This window comes from Mucilaginibacter terrae (assembly GCF_031951985.1).
Classification (GTDB): domain Bacteria; phylum Bacteroidota; class Bacteroidia; order Sphingobacteriales; family Sphingobacteriaceae; genus Mucilaginibacter; species Mucilaginibacter terrae_A.
The window spans coordinates 3,127,393-3,147,638 of record NZ_JAVLVU010000001.1; the positions used below are offsets into that span (position 1 = coordinate 3,127,393).

Consider the following 20,246-nt stretch of genomic DNA (forward strand, 5'->3'; position numbering starts at 1 on the left):
CTTAAAAGTTAAGATTTACGTTTAGTGAATATGACCGTGCGGCCGGCAAACCACGTACACTTCCAATGTAACTGGTGAAGTCAGGATCATAACCTTCTTTATTGGCTCTCCATATCAACCCAAGGTTATTAGCTGATGCACCTATGTTAATACCTTTAATTTTATACTTACTAAGTATTTGGCCAGGTACCTGGTAGCTTAGCGTTAGTTGACGTAAACGCACATAATCGCCTTTTAACACATTAATATCAGAGTTTTGGTAGCGAATAAGGCTTATTTGTACAGCATTAGCAGTGCCATTAATACCCGGAACTGCGGTAGTGGCCTCATCCCCCGGTTTTGCCCAGCGTTTGGCAATGTCTTCGCCTAAATAATATCCGGCTGTAGAAAATGTAGCTGTAGTGATGTAGTTTTGAATACTTGGTTTTAAGAATACGCTACCAAACTGATAGCTGGTTTGCGCAAATAGCGAAAATTGTTTATACCGAAGTGTAGTGTTAAATCCACCAAAATAAGGCGCTATGGTACGGCCGGCATACTTTAAGTCTGATAATGAACTCAGAGTGGTAGTAGTAGCTTTTACTATCGCTCCGTTACGATCATATATCTGGGTTAAACCTCCTGCATCTAAACCTGCATTACGATACACAAATAACTTATCAGCTGCGTAACCACTGATAGGACCAATAGATGTTGGAGATGTTCCGAAGTTGCTTGTATAAAGGCTTTCAATAAAGCGGTTATCGGTTAATTTATTGGTATTGTAAGCGAAAGTCATTCCGGCACTAAGGCTCCAATCTTTTTTGTTGATGATTGCTCCGTTTAAACCAAATTCAGCCCCCTTACCTTCTAATGAGGCTGCATTACGGGTTAAGGTGGTGCTGATGTTACCTGTGTAAACGCTGCTTATAGGGAATGAATACAGCAGATCTTTTGATTTTTTGCTGTATACCTCGAATGAACCGTTAAGCCTGCTGCTAAACAAGCTAAAATCAATGCCTAAGTTTTTAACATAAGTTTTTTCCCATCTTAACTGTGGGTTGGCCAATGCGATAACACTTGCATAACTTTGCCCGGTCGTAGCATCACTTGAACCCAAAGAAATGTAGGTATATGGGTAATTTGTAAGGGAAAGATTGCCGTTAACACCATATGTGGCACGTAGCGCTGCACTTGTCAACCAGGCAACGTTCTTTAAAAAGCCCTCGCGGCTTAAATTCCATTTTAAACCTGTTGACCAAAGCGGAGTAGCACGGTATTTACGATCAAGGCCAAAGTTATTATAGTCATCATAACGTACGCTGCCGGTAAGTACATATTTATTGTTATAGGCATACGCCACATTGCCGTAGTACGACAAGAAACGGCGACGCTTATCGGCTTGTGTTGGATAGCCGCCTTTATTAAAGGAAGTATAACTTGTAGGGGTTGCACCTGCTATATAAGCATAAGTTGGATTAGTAGTAAGGTTTATAGTGTTGTTTGTAATACCTGTGGCCATATTGTAGCCCCATAAAGAATATGTACCTGCTCCAATATTTGTTTCTCTGATCTCGGTACCTGCCAAAGCTGTAACCTGGTGTTTTGAGGCAAAATTGCGATCAAACTCAAGCTGGCCTCTCATGCTGTAATTACTTTGGTTAGTGTTGATCTGGGTAAGTCCGCCGCCTGTTGTGATACCTAAACTGTTACTTGTTGCGGTTGGATAGGTATAATAGTTAAGCATATCCCTGATATAATAACTTTTAGGATCATAAAACGTACGTTGAGTATCAAATGTACGCTCGTTGGTATAAATCACACTTGCCGAAAGCCCTGCAAACAACGGTGCTTTAAGGCTTGCGTTAAAAATATAATTATTATCTTTTTGCGAATTGTCGCCATACGAAAGCTCATCAAGATAATTATAACGCCAGTCCTTATATGCAGACGACAACGTTTTGGTAAAGTCGGGACTAATACGATCATATGATATGCCGTTGCCGTTAGCATCAGCTACTTGCTGGTATGGCAACAAAGTAAAGCGGTCGGGCCTGTAAAGGTTTTGCAGGCTTAATCCATTGTTAACAAATTTAAAGAATGAACCTTTAAAACTTGTAGACAACGTTACCCGGTTAAATAGTTTCCAACTGTTATTTAAAGTTGTTGTAAGTCTGCTTCCATAGTTATTTACCTGATTGGGCCTTTCCCTGCTATATGATGCAGAATAGTAGTAAGTAGAATTTTCGGCACCACCGCTAACTGATAAATTGTATTGCTGGTTTTGCATACTCTGCAAAAAGTATTTATTTACCTGTGAGCGGTTATCAATGGCACTTAATTGGCTTATACGGCTATCATATTGCGCCTGTGTTATAGTCCCTGCCTTAAGTTGCTGAGCCAACTGGGTACCCTCTGGTACTACATAAATGGCATTGAAATAGTTGCTTGGCGCAATTGGGGTTAAAATATTGCGGTCAACCAGTTCTTTTTCATAGTTTAAAACCTGTGCCGAATTCATCATTTTATAATAACCCAGATCAGGTTTTTCCCCGAAAGTGAATATGCTCGAAATATTTACTGTGGGGGTTTGTGTGCGCTTGCCCTTTTTAGTATTAATAACAATAACGCCATTTGCTGCACGTACACCCCATATTGATGCAGCAGCGGCATCTTTTAAGAAAGTGACGTTTTCAATATCATTAGGGTTAAGGGTTGACATATCTAACTCGGTAATTGCACCATCTAACACGATCAATGGGGCTTGTTCACCTTGCAAGCTGTTACGGCCCCTAACGTTAAGGGTGTAATCGTTAATACCCACGGTACGGGTACCGCCGTTTACGCTCGGTACGGTTGCTATGCTTCCACCGCTTTGGTAAAAAAAGCCTCTATCGCCCGAGGTTAAATTAATTTGCACACCAGGAGCAAGCCCTTCCAAACGCGCAAGTAAGTTTGTTTGAGGGTGTTCCTCTATCTCCTTTGCAGTTACCGTTGCCGCCGAACCTGTTGTACGTTCTTTAGGCAGTGCCTGGTAACCGTTGCTTACCACAGTAACCTCATCAAGGGTAGTACCGTTACTCACCAACGTTACATCGAGCTTTGACTGCTGGAAAGATGCAGGAGCCTCCAGTTTAAAATATCCAATGGCATCAAAAACAATGACATCACCTTGTTTAACAGAAGGCAAAAGGTAGCCACCGTCATCATTGGTACGCGTTGCCTGGTTAGTACCCTTTAACCAAACATTGGCATAAGCTATCGGCTCATTTCGGGAGTTATACACCGTTCCGCGCAAAGTTGACTGCTTGCCCGCCACTCCATTAGCCGGAGTTTGTATCGGTTGATTGCCGGCTACACCGGTAAAAAAATCAGCCTTACGTGCTACAATTGAATACGTATTTTCACTTACATAAAGGAAAATGAGGTTATTGGGATAAAGCACATTTTTCAGCACTTCTTCTACCGAGTTACCTTTGAGCTGTTGCCTGGTAGTGAATTTATCATTCAGTAAGCCGTGCTCGTAAGCAAAACGGGTTTTGTATTGTTTCTCAATAGTTTGAAGCGCTTCGGTAAGCGAAATGCGCGACACGTTTTGAGTTTGCTGCGCCAAAGCAAGCCTGCTTGTACCTAAAATTAAGGCAAAGCAAATGCATAACGCCAAAAACGTAAATGTTTTTTGCATAGAACTTGAGTTTAATAAATTGTTACTTAGGGGTTACTTTGATTTAAGGTAATACACACCATCGCGTTCTTGTACCGTGGCATTAAGCAGGTTGGCCAGCATATACAAAGTGCTCTCGCGCGTTCTTACCGATATTGTTCCGTCTATTTGTTTATTTAAAAGTGCCGGACTGTCAACAACTATCCGGTTGCCATATGTATCTTCAAAGTTTTCAATAATTGCACCAACCGACATGCCGCTGGCCATCATTTTATGCTCGGTCCAGGCCAGTGGTTTATTATTGAGACTGTTTACCAACCGCAGATTGACATCATTCTTTTGGTAATCAATGGCTTGCCCCGAATTCATTATATATGAATGCGAGCCCGGTTGAGTGCCGCTTACTTTGATCTTTCCTTTGATTAAGGCCACTACAACATTATTTCGTCTGCTTTTTACATTAAACAATGTTCCCAAAACCTGCACATTCACATCGCCCGCATGGGTAACGAATTGCTCATTTGGTTTAACATCACCTGGTTGTTTGTTCAAATGCTTTACATCAAACAATGCTTCGCCTTGCAACCATACCTCACGTAATTTGTGCCAATGCCATGCCCGGTAATAACTTACTTTAGAATTGGCATTCAATTTCACCAGGCTATTGTCGGGTAGCGTTACGTTACGATGTTCGCCGTAGCCTGTGGTAATTTCAACTTTACTGTTGTAGTACCATAAGCCGCCCAAAAAAACACATATTGTTGCGGCTGCAGCACTGCTCCATATCCGCAATTGTTTAATGGTAGCCCGTTTTCGCTCATGACCAATGATCCCTTTTTCTACCCTGTCCCATACTTGCTGCTGATGCTGTGGATCATCAATTATCACATCGGTGCTCAACACAGTTAGTAAATACGCACGGGCTTCATTATAAACATTTAGGTTTAACGGTTGTGCATTCAGCCATTCCTGCCAATAGCCATTAACATCAGTTCCGTACTTTAACCATGTTATAAACGAATCATCGTTCAGAAAATCTTCAAACTGGTATGAGTCAAATTTCGCCATTAAACATCTGTGCTTTTAAACACATTTATATATACAAAGCAACTTTTAAAAAATATTACCCCACGAAAGACAAAAAATTTTAAAATAATTTTACAATTTCTTCATGAAGATGGTTTTATTTGAGAAATTCCAGCTTCAAAGCAATTATCAACGTTAAAAGCTCCGATTTATTAAGACCTAATATCAATTTAAGAGCATCAATTGCACGGTAATTCAGTTTATATACACCCTTTAGTGTCAAATTCAGCAATTCAGCAATTTGTTCATAGCTTAACTCTTCAAAATATCTCAAATAAAGCACTTCCTTTTGCCGAGGCGTAAGTTTATCAAGCGCTTCTATTAATATTTTAGCTTTTTGGGTTAAATTTTCCTTTTGAATGTACTCCGATTCGGGGTTAAACTGGATATGAAAAAGTTCAGTTGAGGTTATTTCAACTTTTTGCCATTTGCCATCGGCTGTAGCTACCTTAACAAGCAGGTTGCGCAACGATGCAAGCAAGTAGTATTTTATATTGGTGGTAGGTGATAAATTGGCGCGATTGACCCATACGGCCATAAAAACATCTTGTATGCAATCGCGTACCAAATCGGCATGATTGAGTTTGCGCATGCCGTAACTGTACAGGCTTTGATAATGCTTTGAATATATTTCCTGAAATGCAGTTCTATTCCCTTGCAAAAAAGAACTCCATAACAACTCATCATCCATAGCTACTTAAACCTGAACTTTTAACACATTTAATTAAGGTATTGTAAATATAATGTTTTTTCCATTACAAGCCATTAATCATCGATTCGCTTTAGAAACAGGGCACCTTTCACAAAACGTAGATTAAACAACATCAAAACCTATCAAAATGCCACAATAAAAAATTGACTATGTGTTTTTTAACATATCATTTATGTCGAATTTTTAAAAAATCAAATGGGGCACCTAAAAAGGTATATTTCCTTTGATTTGACTTAAATGAATTGAGCTGAACAATAGGTATTACGGGAATGTTGACCAGGCGATTCCGTGGCAAACTGACCAGTCTAAGAACTGGCGGAATGGTGCAGCAAATGCTGTAGAAGCATTATTACAAAGTTAGCTATTAAAGGTTATTATTGGTAACTGATTTCTTTTTCATCAGCCCTGCGTTTTTTTCTCATAGATTCTCCTTTGAGCTCCAGTCTGTGAGCGCTGTGTACAATACGATCCAGTATGGCATCAGCTATCGTTTTTTCGCCGATCACCTCATGCCATTTACTTACCGGAAGTTGTGAGGTAATGACCAGTGAGGCTTTGCCATGCCTGTCTTCGATGATCTCCATCAGGGCAGCCCTGTTTTGCGCATCAAATGGCTGCAATCCGAAGTCATCAAGTATAAGCAGGTGCTGCCGTTCGATCTTTGCTATTTCTTTGATGTATGAGCCATCGGCCTTGGCCATCTTTAGTTTGGCCAGTAGTTTGGGGGTACTTAAATCTGAAAGTATTATTTGCGGGGAATTGTCAAAAACATATTTTAGAAAAAAATAGAGTAGCTGAGGTTAGCATTAAAATAATTTATTGATCAACCTGCCATGAGCTTTTGCCTTAGCTCATCCATATCTTCCCTCAATTTAGTTTCTACAACCTTGGCGTAAATTTGCGTGGTCGATATCTTTGTATGGCTGAGCAGTTTGCTCACCGTTTCTATCGGAACTTTATTAGTCAATGCTATTGTCGTCGCAAAGGTGTGTCGGGCAATATGGAAAGTGAGCGGTTTGGTGATACTGCATAAGTCTGCAATTTCCTTCAGGTAGCTATTCAGCTTTTGGTTGCTAATGGGGGGCAGCAATTTGCCGCTATTCACAGTTTGTGGGTGTTCGTTGTATTTTCCAATTATAGCTAATGCTTTAGGCAGTAAAGGAACCTTGATCGCAACACTTGTTTTTTGCCTACTGGAAATCAACCAAAAATTATCTGCCGACCATTCTACCAAGTTCTCCGGCAACAGGTTAAATACATCACGATAAGCAAGGCCGGTATAGCAACTGAATATAAAAAGGTCCTTTACCAATTGTAAACGGAATATATCGAATTGCTTGTCCTCTATCCTTTGTAGCTCAAGTTTAGTTAAGAACCGACGTTCTACCTTTTCAAACTTTAAGCGGTAAGCGTGGAACGGGTTGCGCTCGATCCATTCCAGCCTCACAGCCAGGTTTATCATTTTACAGAACCGCTCCAAGTGCTTCATAATTCCGTTGTTCGCCAACGGGCGCTGCCCTTTCTCCGGTTTCCTTTTTCGTAGGAAGACCTCAAACTCTGTAATGAACTTATAGGTGAGCTCTGATAAATACTTGTCGCTGGTTTTATAATGCTGCCACAAAAACTCCTTTACATACTTCTGAGTAGTGAAGTAGTTTTTTATCGTTCCTTGTTCGAGCACTTCTACTTCTTCGATATTATGATAATCCATGAGTTTACATAAGGTAAACTCGGACTGGTCTTCCCCACTGAATTTGTCTTTTACCAACTCGGCTGTGATAAGTTTCTTTTTCAGTTGCAACTCCTGATAGGCATCCACGATTCCCGCACGGTATTCTTCTAAATACTTGTTCAGCTTTGATATTTCTTCACGGCTACCTTTTGCCATGCCCTTGTGCTCATTCCAATTTGCAGGCTCTACCGAACGTTTAACCGACAGGTCAGTCCTGCGCCCGTTTACGGTTATCCGGGCGTAGATGGGCACTCTGCCGCTCTTTACGGCTTTGTACTTCCTGAGATAAAAGATCACACCAAAGGTGCTTTTCTGTGTTTTCATATTCGTCAATTTTAATTTCAAATAGCTTCAGATTGACGGTAATTGATTCGCTTTAAAAATGGGGCACCTTTCCCGATGAAAAATGCAGGTTAAACGGCATCAAAAACAGTCAAAATAAATAAAATAATAAATTGACTATCAGTTACTTAACGTGCTATTTGTGCCCCAATTTAAAAATTTAAAATGGGGCACCGAATAGGGCACATTTTCTTTGATATAACTTAGATGAATTGGGCTGGAATAAAATAAAAAAGCCCTTAAATCATAGATTTAAGGGCTTTTAGGTGTCGGATAACACCGTTAGCGTCGGGATGGCAGAATGCCAACCGAAACCTCTATATTATTGATATACAATACCTCACATTAACTACTTACAATATGGGTGTTGATTAGGGCATTATTAAATTTTCCAAATCAATTATCACACAAGCACTATGTTTACAAGTATTATAATCGATGATAGCAAAGTTAATAAATAAGTAGACTCTTTAAACTACATCTGGACAATATCTAAAATCATCAAATGTCGCAAACAATAAATTGGCAGTAACAATACGACAGTGTAAAACTTCCTTATGTTAAAATTAAACACACCATTTAGAACTTGTGACCGTCTGGGATGAGATTTTTGTGATAGCCACCTAATGATTTGTATATTTACACCATAGAAATTATGTTATGGCAGAAATATTACATATCGGACGTAAGGTTGCAAGAATACGAGAGATCAAGGGCATCAAACAAGAAGCACTTGCGCTGGAGCTAGGCGTTAGCCAGCAAACTATTTCCAATATTGAAAAAAGTGAAAAGCTTGAAGACGAAGTGTTGGACAAAATTGCGAAATATTTAGGTGTGACACCCGAGGCAATAAAAAATTTCAGTGACGAAGCTGTGATTAATTATTTCAACACCTTCAACGATAGCAGTATAAATCAAGGCCAGAATTACCACTGCACATTTAATCCTTTGGATAAGCTGATTGAGCTGATTGAAGAGAACAAAAAGCTTTATGAACGCCTGCTGCAAAGCGAACGGGAAAAAGTTGAGCTGCTGAAAAGCAAGTAACACGATTTTTTTCAAAAACAAGTTTGAAACATGAGCGGTTTTTCATACCAAAATATGATATTCAAACAAGCTTCAAGCATTGCCATGCTTTTTGAATAACAAATAGTTTTTCTATTAAGCCTTTTCAGCCGGATCCTCAAATTAAGGTTAGTGCGCTCAATTTTATTAGTTCCGTACCGGGCAACTCTATCCATCGCCGCTGGAATGACCGAGCTGTAAATATTAAGCCTATCGGTGTATATAGCCTAGCACGCCGTGTTGATCAGGACATTTGTGATCGAGCTTAAATTAGCCATATTTCGTTTACCGACGACAATTTCTACTACCTTACCCGAAGCCCGGTCTAAAGCCAGGATAACCCAGCAAGGACATTCCTTACTGCCAATATACGTTTTGAACTCGTCAACTTCATAAATGCCACCTGATTCTATTGAAGGTTTGTGTAATCGTCCAGCTATCTGTTTGATTCGTTTGATCACTGTACCGGTCGCAACTTTCAACAACCTGGCGATACTTCTGATACCGCAACCTTCAGTTAACAAAGCAACTATGTTTTGGCTGCAATATGGTGACCAAGCCCGGTAGCTGTATGTTTGGAGAAAGGTCATTTTACAAAACTTACACCGGTATCGTTGCCTCCCTTGTGTTTTGCCATACCTAATGGTCACTCCATTGCATTTCACACATTTAGGAGCATCAACAGGTTTGATACAGCTAGTCATCGTTCAAGGTTTAGTCGTGATATTTTACGCTAAAATAGTACGGATGATCCTTACATATCTCCTATTTTGATAAAATTATTGAGCTTAAAACATTGATTACTATTGAACGTCAACACCTTACGCTTTCACCAACAAGTTTAAGACATGACCTTTATAAATAACGTTCGTACTCTTCCCAAAACGAAGAGTTAGGGTTCATTTTTTTCGATAAGGATGCTAAGCGCTTAGGGGCTATTTCCAAACTCATCGTATCGTCATATTTATAAACACCGTCTATAAAGCATCGGATATTTGTTGAAAATAAGGTTTCCATAGAATCATAAATTGATTGTGGTGTTGTAATTAGCAATGCAGGAGAGTAATATACAATGGTGTTATAAGTAGAACTCTTCTTATCACAATCAAATAATAAAAAGTCACCACCACCACTGTCAAAAATGGGAAGTTTCTTTCTCAACTTGAAGTCGAATATTAGATATTCGTATTCCTTGATACTATCTTCGAGAGTTAAAAACAATCCGTTCTGAAAAAGCAAAGTTTGCTCTAGTCGTTCAAAATCGGCATGTTGTAAGCCGTTCTTAATTGAATAAAGCGTATGTAAATCTTCAGGAAAGTCGAAGTTGATACTTTGCTCCATATACTTAATTTCACTTTCTTCGAGCCCATCTCCTAATGCTTCATAAATGTACGGGTTGGTGAAATTTATTAAGCGAAAAAACTGGTCGATAATTATTTTGAGTTCCATTGGTTAAATTGCCAAAGATAAATACATCAAATATGTTAAAAAAGTTGCAAATACTCCTCCTGCAACGACACCTTTATTTAATTTTGGCGCACTATAAGGTATTGTATATGAAGGACTATAAGCCGGAGTTCTTTTGGTTTCCAAAACAGGGACTACAACAGGCTCCAGTCCCTTATAAGGTATCAGTTTAACTCGAAATAATTCACCTTCAGAAAAATGCATTAATTGAAGATGATTACCCTGCATGCTATTTTCATGGGCAGGAACTAGCACTGTGCTTGCTCCCAAACCACCCTGTAAGGTTGAAGCAAACGGATATTCGTCAACTTGCCACCCAAAAGGTCTTTTGTAATAAGGATTGTTCCAATATCCAAGTGCCAGTCTTCTTCGCTCGTTATAACCCAATCTACTAAAAACTAAAAGAGACGGTTTGTGTAAAACCTCAATTGCGAATTTAATATGATGATAAACGAACGGCGTTAGCAATTCAAAAACATAGAACGTTTTTATTTCTTTCGGATTCCCACCGCCGGGTGGTTGCTCAGAAGCAGCACTATTGTCTTGACTTGTTTCGCTACTATTTTCATTTTCAGAATTTGCTCGCTCGTTAGCAGATTGCTGACCAAGTCCCAGCCAATCAATATCACCTCGAGCATCAGGCGTTATGAATCTTCCAAATGAATCAAATCTATCTCTGCCATACATGTCTTGGTCAGCCATTCCATCAGGATCTATAAACCTTAGCGGATTGTTTTTCCCGTAAATGTATGGCGCCCAAGATCTACTCTGCTCTGCTAAAGGATCGATACTGAACCATCTAGCTATAATAGGATCATAAAACCTCGCTCCATAATCATATTGAACCAGTTCTTCCTGTAATTCTTTGCTATTGTAAAGGTATTTATTCCCATCATTTTGCTGCCGGTGCACGTTTAAGCCAAATGGATAGTAATCATCTTCTCCCACCTGTCCGCTCGACGTTACCGTGACCCGGTTGTTTCCCAAATGGTCTTTCAGGGTGTACTCATAGTTGTAACTGGCTCCCGAACGAATGGCGCGGCCTTCATCCGTTTGGATAAAATCTATCGTGCCGTCTGTTTTGTACTGTATCCCGCTTACATAATCTGTTACACTACCGGCCCCTTGGGCAAATACCTTTTTCAGCTTTTGCCCTGTAGCTGTATAAGTGTATGTCAAACCTTTTCCTGGTATGATGGCAGGCAGGTTAAGCATATTATAATTTATGCTGTTACCCTGTCCATCACTTGTGGCGTTACCATTGAGGTCGTAGTCATAACTCCGGAAACTGCTGCCGCTATTCGTTACGTTGCTTAACTGGTTACCATCATTATAGTTATAATGTAATGTTGCGTTGTAGGGCCCCGTGCGGGTAAGGTCGCGTATATTGCCCATCGCATCGTATACAATGCCAGTTTCACTAAACCCTGTGCTGGAGACGCCCTCGGTCAACCTGTTCAATTTATCATAACTGTACTTTACATATTGATTGCCACTTTCCTGACCACGATATTGTTGCTCCGAAATATTACCGTTCCATTGTGGCATCGAGCCTTGTAATGGATGGTTGTATCGCAATTCTAAACTAAAGCGTTTGTTGCTAGTTATAGCCAAATTGGGGTCGTTGACGCGGGTTAGCCAGCCACGTTCATTATAACTGTAATCAATGCTTTGTAAGTTATCACCTACTTGTTTGTTCTTTACCTGACCAACCTCGTTATAGAAAAGTTGATTTAGAACTGTAGGCGTGGCTCCATTAATACTCTGACGAGCACGAGTACGTCTGCCCATATGATCATAATCATATGTTATATCAATTGTAGTCGAATTTCCGTTTGCAACATGAGTCCGTGTAGATGTAAGCAACTCATCAGTAAAACTATAGGTATTATCTATAATATCACTCCCGCCAAGGTGATTTTGGCTTTTGACCTGAATAATTTTTCCTTCATTGTCAAAATAATTTACGGTCCATAGATAATTCCCCGTTCCTAGAATATTAATCTTTGTAGCAGTCAACAATCCTGTAGGATGAAGAAGTTGATTTCCTACGGAGCTATTAAAGGGGTTTCCAGGAAAAAGATAGTCGTCATAGTAATTTATAGTCAATACTTGTCCCGGTGGGTCATCCTGATTATAACCAGTGGCTAAATTGTTATTATCTCGATTAGCAGAGGTTGGTGTGTGGTTATTAGACCAGTCCTGTAGCCAAAGTCGCAAGCTTGGATCTGGCGATGACAAATTATTGTTACCATTGTTACCTGACTGCCATATCCCAGTCATAATAACGCGCCCCATTTTATCATAACGATTAAATGTCCACTCTTGTAACTGTTTATTTCGTTGATTTGCGTCTTGAATGAAAGTGATCCTATCTTCTTTATTGTACACGTAATATTCCCACCCTTTGCCGGGTAGCTTTTTTTCAATCAATCGTCTTCTATTATCATAGCGGTACTGATAACAAAAGTTATTTAAATTACTCAAACTTGGAATAGATTGCTCGTCAGGATTTACACCAGGGGTAAGTATGAAACTCAAATTACCACTATCATCGTAAACATAATAAGTCGATAATTTCTCTATTGTATTATTTTTCCAATTGAATAATCGCCTAAGTATAATACGCCCTTCCTTATCTTTGTATTCATGCTTCTGTCCGAGAAAATTCGCTGTCCCTTCAATGTAATTCTCGTCTTTTGTTATCGTTAAATAAAGCTCGTTAGCTGCGTAAAAACCAGTGCCAGTTAAACTATACCGATACTCTCCCGATAAGTTGTTTATAAGCTCCGCATTGTACAACCTAACAGAATAGTCCCCTGATGCCAAATTTGACTTATATTCTTTCCTTATCGTATGTCCTGCACCCACGATCCCAGATGCAGTTGGTTGCCAATCATTGCCAGGAGCCCCCTGCTCAATAGGACGATTTAAAGGCGATGACTCAAAGTTTGTGATAGCATATGGTGTCGGAATTCGCACTAGTCCGTTTGGAAGCATTTCCCCACTATTGCCCGCTCCGCCTGGGTGATAAAAAGATTGTTGTTCAGTGATTGCGTTTATACGAAAACTGCCATTACTACCTATTTCTGTAATATAAGGTAAGTATTTGATAGCTTCTCTTCCAAATTGATCATAGGCACTTGGAAGTATTAAGTCTTTAGAGGCGTCTTGGTTTCCCCCGAATTGTACAGTTTGCTCCAATCGCCCGAGGCCATCAATGTACTGTATATCAGCCATCACCTCACCCGCTGTCTTGTTTCTTATGCTGTTCTCGTCGAGATATTCCCCCCTTGGTCTGCGGGTAATAACATAGTTCCGGTCCTGGCTCGGCTGAGGGCCTTGCCCGCTACCACTGCCTCCGGTCGATATGTTCAGGACGTAACTACTATTCCCGCTGGCATTGCTCACGGTTACCGTATATGCGGTTAAGGTTGTAGCTAATGAAGGCGTGCCACTGATCGTCCCCGTGGCCGGGTCGAATACCAAACCCTGTGGCAGTGCCGGACTGATACTGAACGGGGCGGTGATCACCTTACGTACTTTATGATTACCCAACTCACTGGTAAGGATATTACCGTTAGGGTCTAAGGCGATGCCGTAGGGCATGTTCAGCATGGCTGATGTACCGATGCCTTCTAAAGACCCGGCGATGCCGTTTCCTGCTATCGTGGTTACCACACCTGCTGGTGTTACCTTACGCAGCCGGTTATTGTATTCGTCTGCCACATACAGGTTGCCTTGCTTATCTATCACCATGCCTGTAGGGTAATAGAACTGTGCGGATGTCCCTGTGCCATCCGCACTGCCTTGTGCCCCGTTGCCTGCGAAGGTACTTACATTACCCGAGGCATCTATCTTACGGATAGCATGGTTATACCGGTCCAGCACATACAACGTGTTCGATGGCCCAATGGCTACAGCGCTCGGATAGTTGAACGAGGAAGAAAATGCGTTACCGTTCGTCATTCCTGTTGCACCTGTTCCGGCAACGGTACTTACCGTACCGTTCACCGCTATCTTGCGGATGCGGTGGTTCCAGGTATCGGCCACATACAGGGTCCCTGAAGCGTCCATCGCTGTACCGATGGGAATATTGAAGGAGGCCGATAAAGCGGCCCCATCGGCATAACCTGCATATCCGTTGCCGGCTTTTGTAGTTACATATCCCGAAGGGCTGATTTGCCGGATGCGGTTGTTCGTCTGGTCGCCCACATACACATTACCGGATGCATCTGTACTGATGCTGGAAGGATGGTTAAAGCTTGCGCCACTGCCCATTCCATCGGCGTAGCCGGTGCCGCTTCCTGCAAACGTACTCACAGTGCCCGAGGTGGTGATCTTGCGTATCCGGTCGTTCCCTGTATCAGCCACATAGATATCACCCGAGGCATCCGTACCGAGGCCTAAAGGCTGGTAGAAACTGGCGGATGAGGCAATTCCGTCAGTTGAACCGATATTGCCATTTCCTGCCACTGTAACGGTCTGCCCGTATGCATACGGAGCTCCACCGCTGTTGGCGGGGGTTATACTACTGATAGCTATACCTGCCGGGAAACTATAACTGCCCTGTGCATAACTGATATTAGGTGCTGCCTGCTGGCTTAGGCTAAATTGAAATGCTATATTACCTGTATTGGTACCGTAACCTTCGGTAACTACATAATAGGTACCGGGAGGCAGGGTCAAACGGAGAGATGCCTCATTGTAAGTGGTACATATCTGGTTTCCCAGGTTATCGTCGTCATTGGTGGCGACTACAGCACCGCTACTGTTGAGCAGATGCATGTAGGTATCAAAACCGCTCCCACAGGTTGAAAGCGTTACCGTAGCTGGATTAGTTAGTGTAAAACGGTAGAAGATATCATTGCTGGGTTGGCCTATATCATTCCCTATACATGAGGGCGCATTGCTGCGTATATCGCTATAATAGCCTACCCCGCTGAATGTTCCGGCATCTATCGCATTGGACATATTGGCTCCCGCAGGCAAACCTCCACCTGCTGCCGTGATCGACAGGCTGTAATCGCCGGTATTACTGCTATAGCCTTCCACAACCACATAATACACCCCGGTTTCTCCAATCGTATGTTGCAGGAGGGAAGTGTTGCCTCCGCAACCGCCATCGTCGTCTGAGGCCACTTCATTACCCCAGGCATCGAACAACCGCACAAAGGTATCATAGTTGCTCCCGCATAAGGATATAGAAAGGTTGGTGCCTGCATCTGCGTTTATCATATACCAAACTTCAGGGCTTGGGTAGCCGACATGATCTGAATAGCTGACTCCTCCGTAATATGAGTTGTTCCGGTAATCGCTGTATGAGCCGCCGCAGGCCGTAAATGATCCTGCCGGGATGGCGTCGTACATATAGGTGCCATTCTGGCCTTGTGCTTTGCCGGGTAACAGCCATATACACATGAGCAGCAACAGCGCACGGAGCGCCATAACGGTAGTGGGTAGAACGTTCATAAGGTTGAGGTGTGAGATAGTGGTTGTTCGGGTTATTGGTTTTCAGGCGTACGCTCTGTGGTCGGGATGATCTTCGCCTGCTGCTCTGGTGTCAGCATCGTTTTCAGTTTCCGGTTCTTTTCCTGCATCAGTGCTTTGACCCGCTGTTTCCTTTGCTCCTGGCTCAAGCCTGTTTCTGCCATCAATGCGTTCAAGCCTGCTTTGTACTCATCTTGCACCTGCGCCACCTGTTGTGCCTTCGCTGAATCGATATGTAAGGACTGGCGGTAATACATCCGCTGTTTACCTCTCGCGCTGTCCTGACGTAATTGCTGTTTTTGCAATTGTTGGAGATCCTTCTGCTGGCTATAACTGGTTTGTATTATCAAAAGCAATACAGGTATTATGCAAAATTTCTTTTTCATCAACTGTTAGGTTTTATATTTTATTAATTGTTTTGGTAGTGGTATTCTACATTCTTCACAATTTTTCCATTATGATCACGAACAGTTTTTAACCGCTGGAGGCTGTCATATTCATAAGTTGTGATCTGACCTTTAGGATCTATCATTGATGTCATTCCTATTAAAGGTTCATACGTATATGTTGTAACTTGAATCTCTGGTTGACTGGAAAAGTGCGTCCTTAGAAGATTCAATAAAGGAGTAAGATTTTGAGTATCAAAATCTTGTAGAAAAGCCAAATCTACATCGGCCTGACCCAAGGCACTTAAAATGTTGTCGAAATTAGCGCCAGTGACTTTCGCGATGGGATAACTGTGATTATACCCCCAAAGAATACAGCTTGTTAGCCCATTCTTCTCTGTATATTGAGCAAGATTGCCCTTTGTAGTATATCGATCAATCACTAATTCATTAACCAATATAGAATCAGTATAACCTTTCTTTGTAATGGATGGCAAGGTCAAAACACTACCGTTGTAAAAGCCAAATTCATTTTTTTTGACTTCTAAAAGCTTCCATGTTGCAGTCCCAGCTATCTTTTTGTATTGTAATTGCTCAATTATCGGATTTATAATATTCCTTGAAGTCAAACTATCGTAAACGGGAGTACCTGAAAACTCGAATGGATATTTAAATATAGCCTTCCACGAGTTGCCTTTGCTATCTGCGCTTTCAGTTCGGGTTAATTGTATATGCTCCGGTCTGTCATAATAATGCTTGGTTAATGTTATGACCGCAGAAGCCGTATCAATACCATTGTATAAGTACTCAGTGGTAGAAATAGGATGACTCCAAGCAGACACCAATTTATATGGTGCATATTTAAAATATGCATACGTGTTTTCAGTTGTGTATGGCGAGTTAAATGCAGTTCCAATTTGAATTAAGTTCATTCCAACAATATTTTTTTCGTTGTTGGATTCATTACCTCTAAAAGCCCAAAACTGTTGCGGATTATGGTATACTTTGTATTTATTTGTGATTCTTTTTACTGGTTCAAATTGATTATTGTTTAAACGATAGGTAATTTTTTCCAACTGCATCCCCCTCAAAAAGTCGTAGGAAGTTATATTTGAAAAAGGCACTTCAAGTGCTGAGCCGTAAATGTCGGGAGTGACGGAGAATTGTGTCAAAGTTTTACCATTCTGCCCATTAAGCCCATCAAATTCAGTGACGTATTCGTAAATAACAGGACTTCCATTCAACGTACTAACAGGCCATACCCCATTGCCCATTCGACATAGATAGCTGCAATCGAAGACAACATTTTGAATTATTTTTGCATCTTTATAGATGTAAGAAAACCTCGGAATTCCTTCAAAATAACCACTGGAGAAACCCGTGCTGGGATTTAAATATTGAAAACTCTTAATCAGAGGTGAGGGGTCTGAAGAATTTTTGCTCGAAACTATTCTGTCAACTCTTAGCCCACCTGCTAACCGGGTTGATGGCACGCTCGAAATATCTTCACTAATCTCTTCCCAGGACAAAATGCCTCCACAATTGCATCCCTCACTCGTGGTACTCACATAATAGGAATGGCCTCGCAGAACACTTTGAGTGGATTCAATATAACCGGGAAGCAGCAGAGGTCCTTGGTCAGGATTAATTATAGATAGTGACTTTGTTGGATCATCGGCACGCACTAAATTCACATAGCAGGAATTACCCATCGCAGGAACGCCTGGACAATCTGAATAGGTGAATGATAGCTTTACATTGATAGCATTTTCCGGAATAAAAAACACCTCTGGCTGCGCTGTATTTACACTTGTATTACCAAAGGTCCTGGTAACGGTTGTGAAATTTCCGGAAGGCTGTCCTGCAGGTATTGTGTATTCATTTGCATGGTATTCAAAAGTCGTAAATCCCCCAGTGGGGAAAACGAATCTTTTCAAAACAAGGTATTGCATGAAATCATTATCAGCATTTCGATCAGCACCATCAATCTGTCCATATGTTGGTGCAACAATTTTAGGCAGCAAAGAGCTATTCAACAATTTACCATTATAATAACCCCAAAAATCTTGGGCATATGAGCCGCGATTTGGCATTTTTTTATTTGATCCATAATTGTACTCAAATAAATAGGGTGGTTTTCCTTCCTCGGTAACTGCATCAAGTTTAAGCCTATAAAAATCTGGGTTGTTAATATTACTTTCAATGTCCCAAGACTCGAAATAAGAAGTAGTTAATGAGAAGCTTTTACGCAATTCACTCTTGTAAAATATCTTTATCCCTGTTAATGCGTTTGTTCCAGGCAAATCTTTACGAATAGCCACATCATAGTCAAATTTAATTTCTCGTAAATCATCAGCGACAATTCTTTTTATTCTCATACCAAGCACTTGAGCAACACTTTTACAGTTAATCGAACCTGTGATAATCGGACAACCATTTTGGTTAGGTTCAGCTAAATAGTCTGTTTGCGTTGTGTTTTGCGTATAAGAATATCCGATAGACTCGTACTCTATATTTATAAATCTTCCATTAGGTGATTCAATGCGAGTTAGGTAATAAACGATATTGTCCAGATCTTGATCCAAATTCATTCCTTGCGGACCTAGCGTACAAGTTCCAACTTTGTCAATATGCGTTGATTCCATGGCGTAGAAAAAATATTTCAGGCCATTTTCATCAGTTATAATATTGTCTTTGATTAGAATTTTTTGATACGGGATTGTGTAAGCTTGCCCCTGTGAACGAAAAAAACGTCCGCCTCTCCCAAGCATACTAAAGGTATAAAGATCCGGTTTACTATCTTCAATATTATCAACTACATTTCGCGCATATGTGTAACCTGTTGGTGTAGTTGGATTAAATGAGAAAAAATCGGGAAGTCCTTGTTCGGAATCGACACGGCCGTAAACTGTTCTAGCAATCATACCTCCAGCATTTAAAGCCCAACCCAGTCCAACCGTACTTGATATTTCATCGACTCTGATACCACCTGCATGATAGTCAATTGAAATTGGGAACTTTATTTCGCCTACTGATAGTTCATAAATTGGAATAGAAACTTTAGGTACACCGGTATAAAGTGAAACTGGAATATCAGTGAATTTCCCCAAAGAAGTAGCGTCAGGTGTTGGAGGAGTTACATTTATGTTTCCTTGTGCAAGAGAAATTAAAGGAGCTGTGCTGATGATGAAAAATAATACTTTAAGAATAAAGTTGCGCATATGACTAAGTTTAGGTTATTATTGAGTTTGTCCGTAATATTAAGGGGGCGTTATTTAATTTACCTCAAAGTGATTACGTAAAACCTGTATTGCGTTGCCTGTAATATAAATTAACGAGCTTCTGCAACAATGAGTCGTGATTCAACATTACTCTGCTAAAATAATTAAAATCTCTATAAGGCCAATAGAGTTTATAGATTTTATTTAGCTTTCTGAATATACTATGATAGTAGCCTATATTTAATCATATATTACAATGCTTATTTATAAAAAATCGAATATAATAATCATGTGAGTTACCCCTGCCTAAGGCAGATGCAAACATTATTAACAGAGTCATTCAAAAAATGAACGACTTTGCCCCTCTTTTGAATGATTGCACGCAGAACCATCCTTACTCAGCTGTAAGCAACCCGCAGCTGTAGGCGGGCAAACGGTCAAGGCCGGGCATGCGAATGCCCGTTTATATAGCCTTTACCGTTTGTCCCGGCGTAAGGTATCTTTGCTGGCACAGCGGGAAGGATTGTTGTTTTGCTATTAATCTCTATTGGTCGGCGTATGAATTGTCTTTTTCCTTGCACGCTCCCAAAGCTCATCTAACTTTTTCTTGTCCCTTTTATTTGCTTTATCATAGAGTTTGCTCCACGCCCTTGCGCTAATGTTAGTTTCAATTTCTTGTAGCTCTATAACTTGCTGATTGTTCAACCAATCGCTGCCTAAAGAAAACAGATAAGTCGATATAAGCACTATTACCAACCAAGGCAGAATCCTGCCAAAAATAATTTTATAATAATGCTCTGTATTAGTCTCAGGGAATAGCAAAAATCGAAACTGCCGGATCACTGGAACAGGCTTCCTTTCAACTGCTTGTTGAATGTTTGTGAGCTTAACGTCAAGCGTTGCAGTAACCTCCGACAGGTCGGGCTTAGGTATTTCGACTTTTAAGTCACTGGTCTTTTGTTCAAAGCTTACCAATATATCTTTAATCACTTGGTCGCGGTCAGCAATACTTCGCTCAAGTTTTGTAATATATTTTCTCGTAGCTTTAGCTTCTTCTATCTGTTCTGCTAAGATTTCCTTTAACGTCAACTCGTCCATTGAC

General features: G+C 40.8%; 12 protein-coding genes and 1 pseudogene. 1 reads left to right on the top strand and 12 read right to left on the bottom strand.

The genetic code is table 11. The annotated features are described in order from the left end of the window. Position 1 precedes the first annotated feature (1 nt). The 5 genes and pseudogenes from QE417_RS13300 to QE417_RS13320 all read right to left on the bottom strand — a co-directional run bounded on the left by QE417_RS13300 (position 2) and on the right by QE417_RS13320 (position 7,497). Positions 2-3,664 (bottom strand): SusC/RagA family TonB-linked outer membrane protein, encoded by a 3,663-nt coding sequence (locus QE417_RS13300; RefSeq protein WP_311950708.1) that lies wholly within the window; start codon positions 3,662-3,664, stop codon positions 2-4. Positions 3,665-3,697: 33 nt separating this feature from the next. Further along, positions 3,698-4,711 (bottom strand): FecR family protein, encoded by a 1,014-nt coding sequence (locus QE417_RS13305; RefSeq protein ID WP_311950709.1) that lies wholly within the window; start codon positions 4,709-4,711, stop codon positions 3,698-3,700. A gap of 115 nt (positions 4,712-4,826) precedes the next feature. After that, positions 4,827-5,420, bottom strand: coding sequence for an RNA polymerase sigma factor (locus QE417_RS13310; RefSeq protein ID WP_311950712.1), 594 nt, complete (start codon positions 5,418-5,420; stop codon positions 4,827-4,829). A gap of 395 nt (positions 5,421-5,815) precedes the next feature. Continuing rightward, a pseudogene (locus tag QE417_RS13315) lies at positions 5,816-6,172 on the bottom strand (ATP-binding protein); the annotation flags it as partial. A gap of 92 nt (positions 6,173-6,264) precedes the next feature. After that, positions 6,265-7,497, bottom strand: coding sequence for a site-specific integrase (locus tag QE417_RS13320; RefSeq protein ID WP_311950714.1), 1,233 nt, complete (start codon positions 7,495-7,497; stop codon positions 6,265-6,267). Positions 7,498-8,175: 678 nt separating this feature from the next. Between QE417_RS13320 and QE417_RS13325 the strand changes: the two genes are divergently transcribed. Next, a complete protein-coding gene (locus QE417_RS13325; RefSeq protein ID WP_311950716.1) occupies positions 8,176-8,562 on the top strand; it encodes a helix-turn-helix domain-containing protein in 387 nt (128 codons plus the stop codon). Between the two features lie 11 nt (positions 8,563-8,573). On the opposite strand, the gene QE417_RS23645 is transcribed toward QE417_RS13325, so the two are convergent. From QE417_RS23645 to QE417_RS13350, 7 genes are all read right to left on the bottom strand, one after another. Beyond that, positions 8,574-8,804, bottom strand: coding sequence for an IS1 family transposase (locus QE417_RS23645; RefSeq protein WP_376717546.1), 231 nt, complete (start codon positions 8,802-8,804; stop codon positions 8,574-8,576). A gap of 3 nt (positions 8,805-8,807) precedes the next feature. Then, a complete protein-coding gene (locus QE417_RS23650; RefSeq protein ID WP_376717528.1) occupies positions 8,808-9,284 on the bottom strand; it encodes an IS1 family transposase in 477 nt (158 codons plus the stop codon). A gap of 151 nt (positions 9,285-9,435) precedes the next feature. Continuing rightward, positions 9,436-10,029 carry an SMI1/KNR4 family protein gene (locus QE417_RS13330; RefSeq protein WP_311950718.1) on the bottom strand — a complete coding sequence of 198 codons (594 nt, stop codon included), beginning with the start codon at positions 10,027-10,029 and terminating at the stop codon, positions 9,436-9,438. Positions 10,030-10,032: 3 nt separating this feature from the next. Continuing rightward, positions 10,033-15,519 (bottom strand): DUF6443 domain-containing protein, encoded by a 5,487-nt coding sequence (locus QE417_RS13335; RefSeq protein ID WP_311950721.1) that lies wholly within the window; start codon positions 15,517-15,519, stop codon positions 10,033-10,035. Between the two features lie 32 nt (positions 15,520-15,551). Beyond that, positions 15,552-15,923: a hypothetical protein gene (locus QE417_RS13340; RefSeq protein ID WP_311950722.1), complete on the bottom strand. Its 372-nt coding sequence runs from the start codon at positions 15,921-15,923 to the stop codon at positions 15,552-15,554. Positions 15,924-15,946: 23 nt separating this feature from the next. Further along, the gene (locus QE417_RS13345) at positions 15,947-19,144 is read right to left on the bottom strand and encodes a hypothetical protein (protein WP_311950725.1); all 3,198 of its coding nucleotides are present in this window, start codon (positions 19,142-19,144) and stop codon (positions 15,947-15,949) included. A 537-nt stretch (positions 19,145-19,681) separates the two neighbouring features. Further along, positions 19,682-20,242, bottom strand: coding sequence for a hypothetical protein (locus QE417_RS13350; protein ID WP_311950726.1), 561 nt, complete (start codon positions 20,240-20,242; stop codon positions 19,682-19,684). Positions 20,243-20,246: the final 4 nt, after the last annotated feature.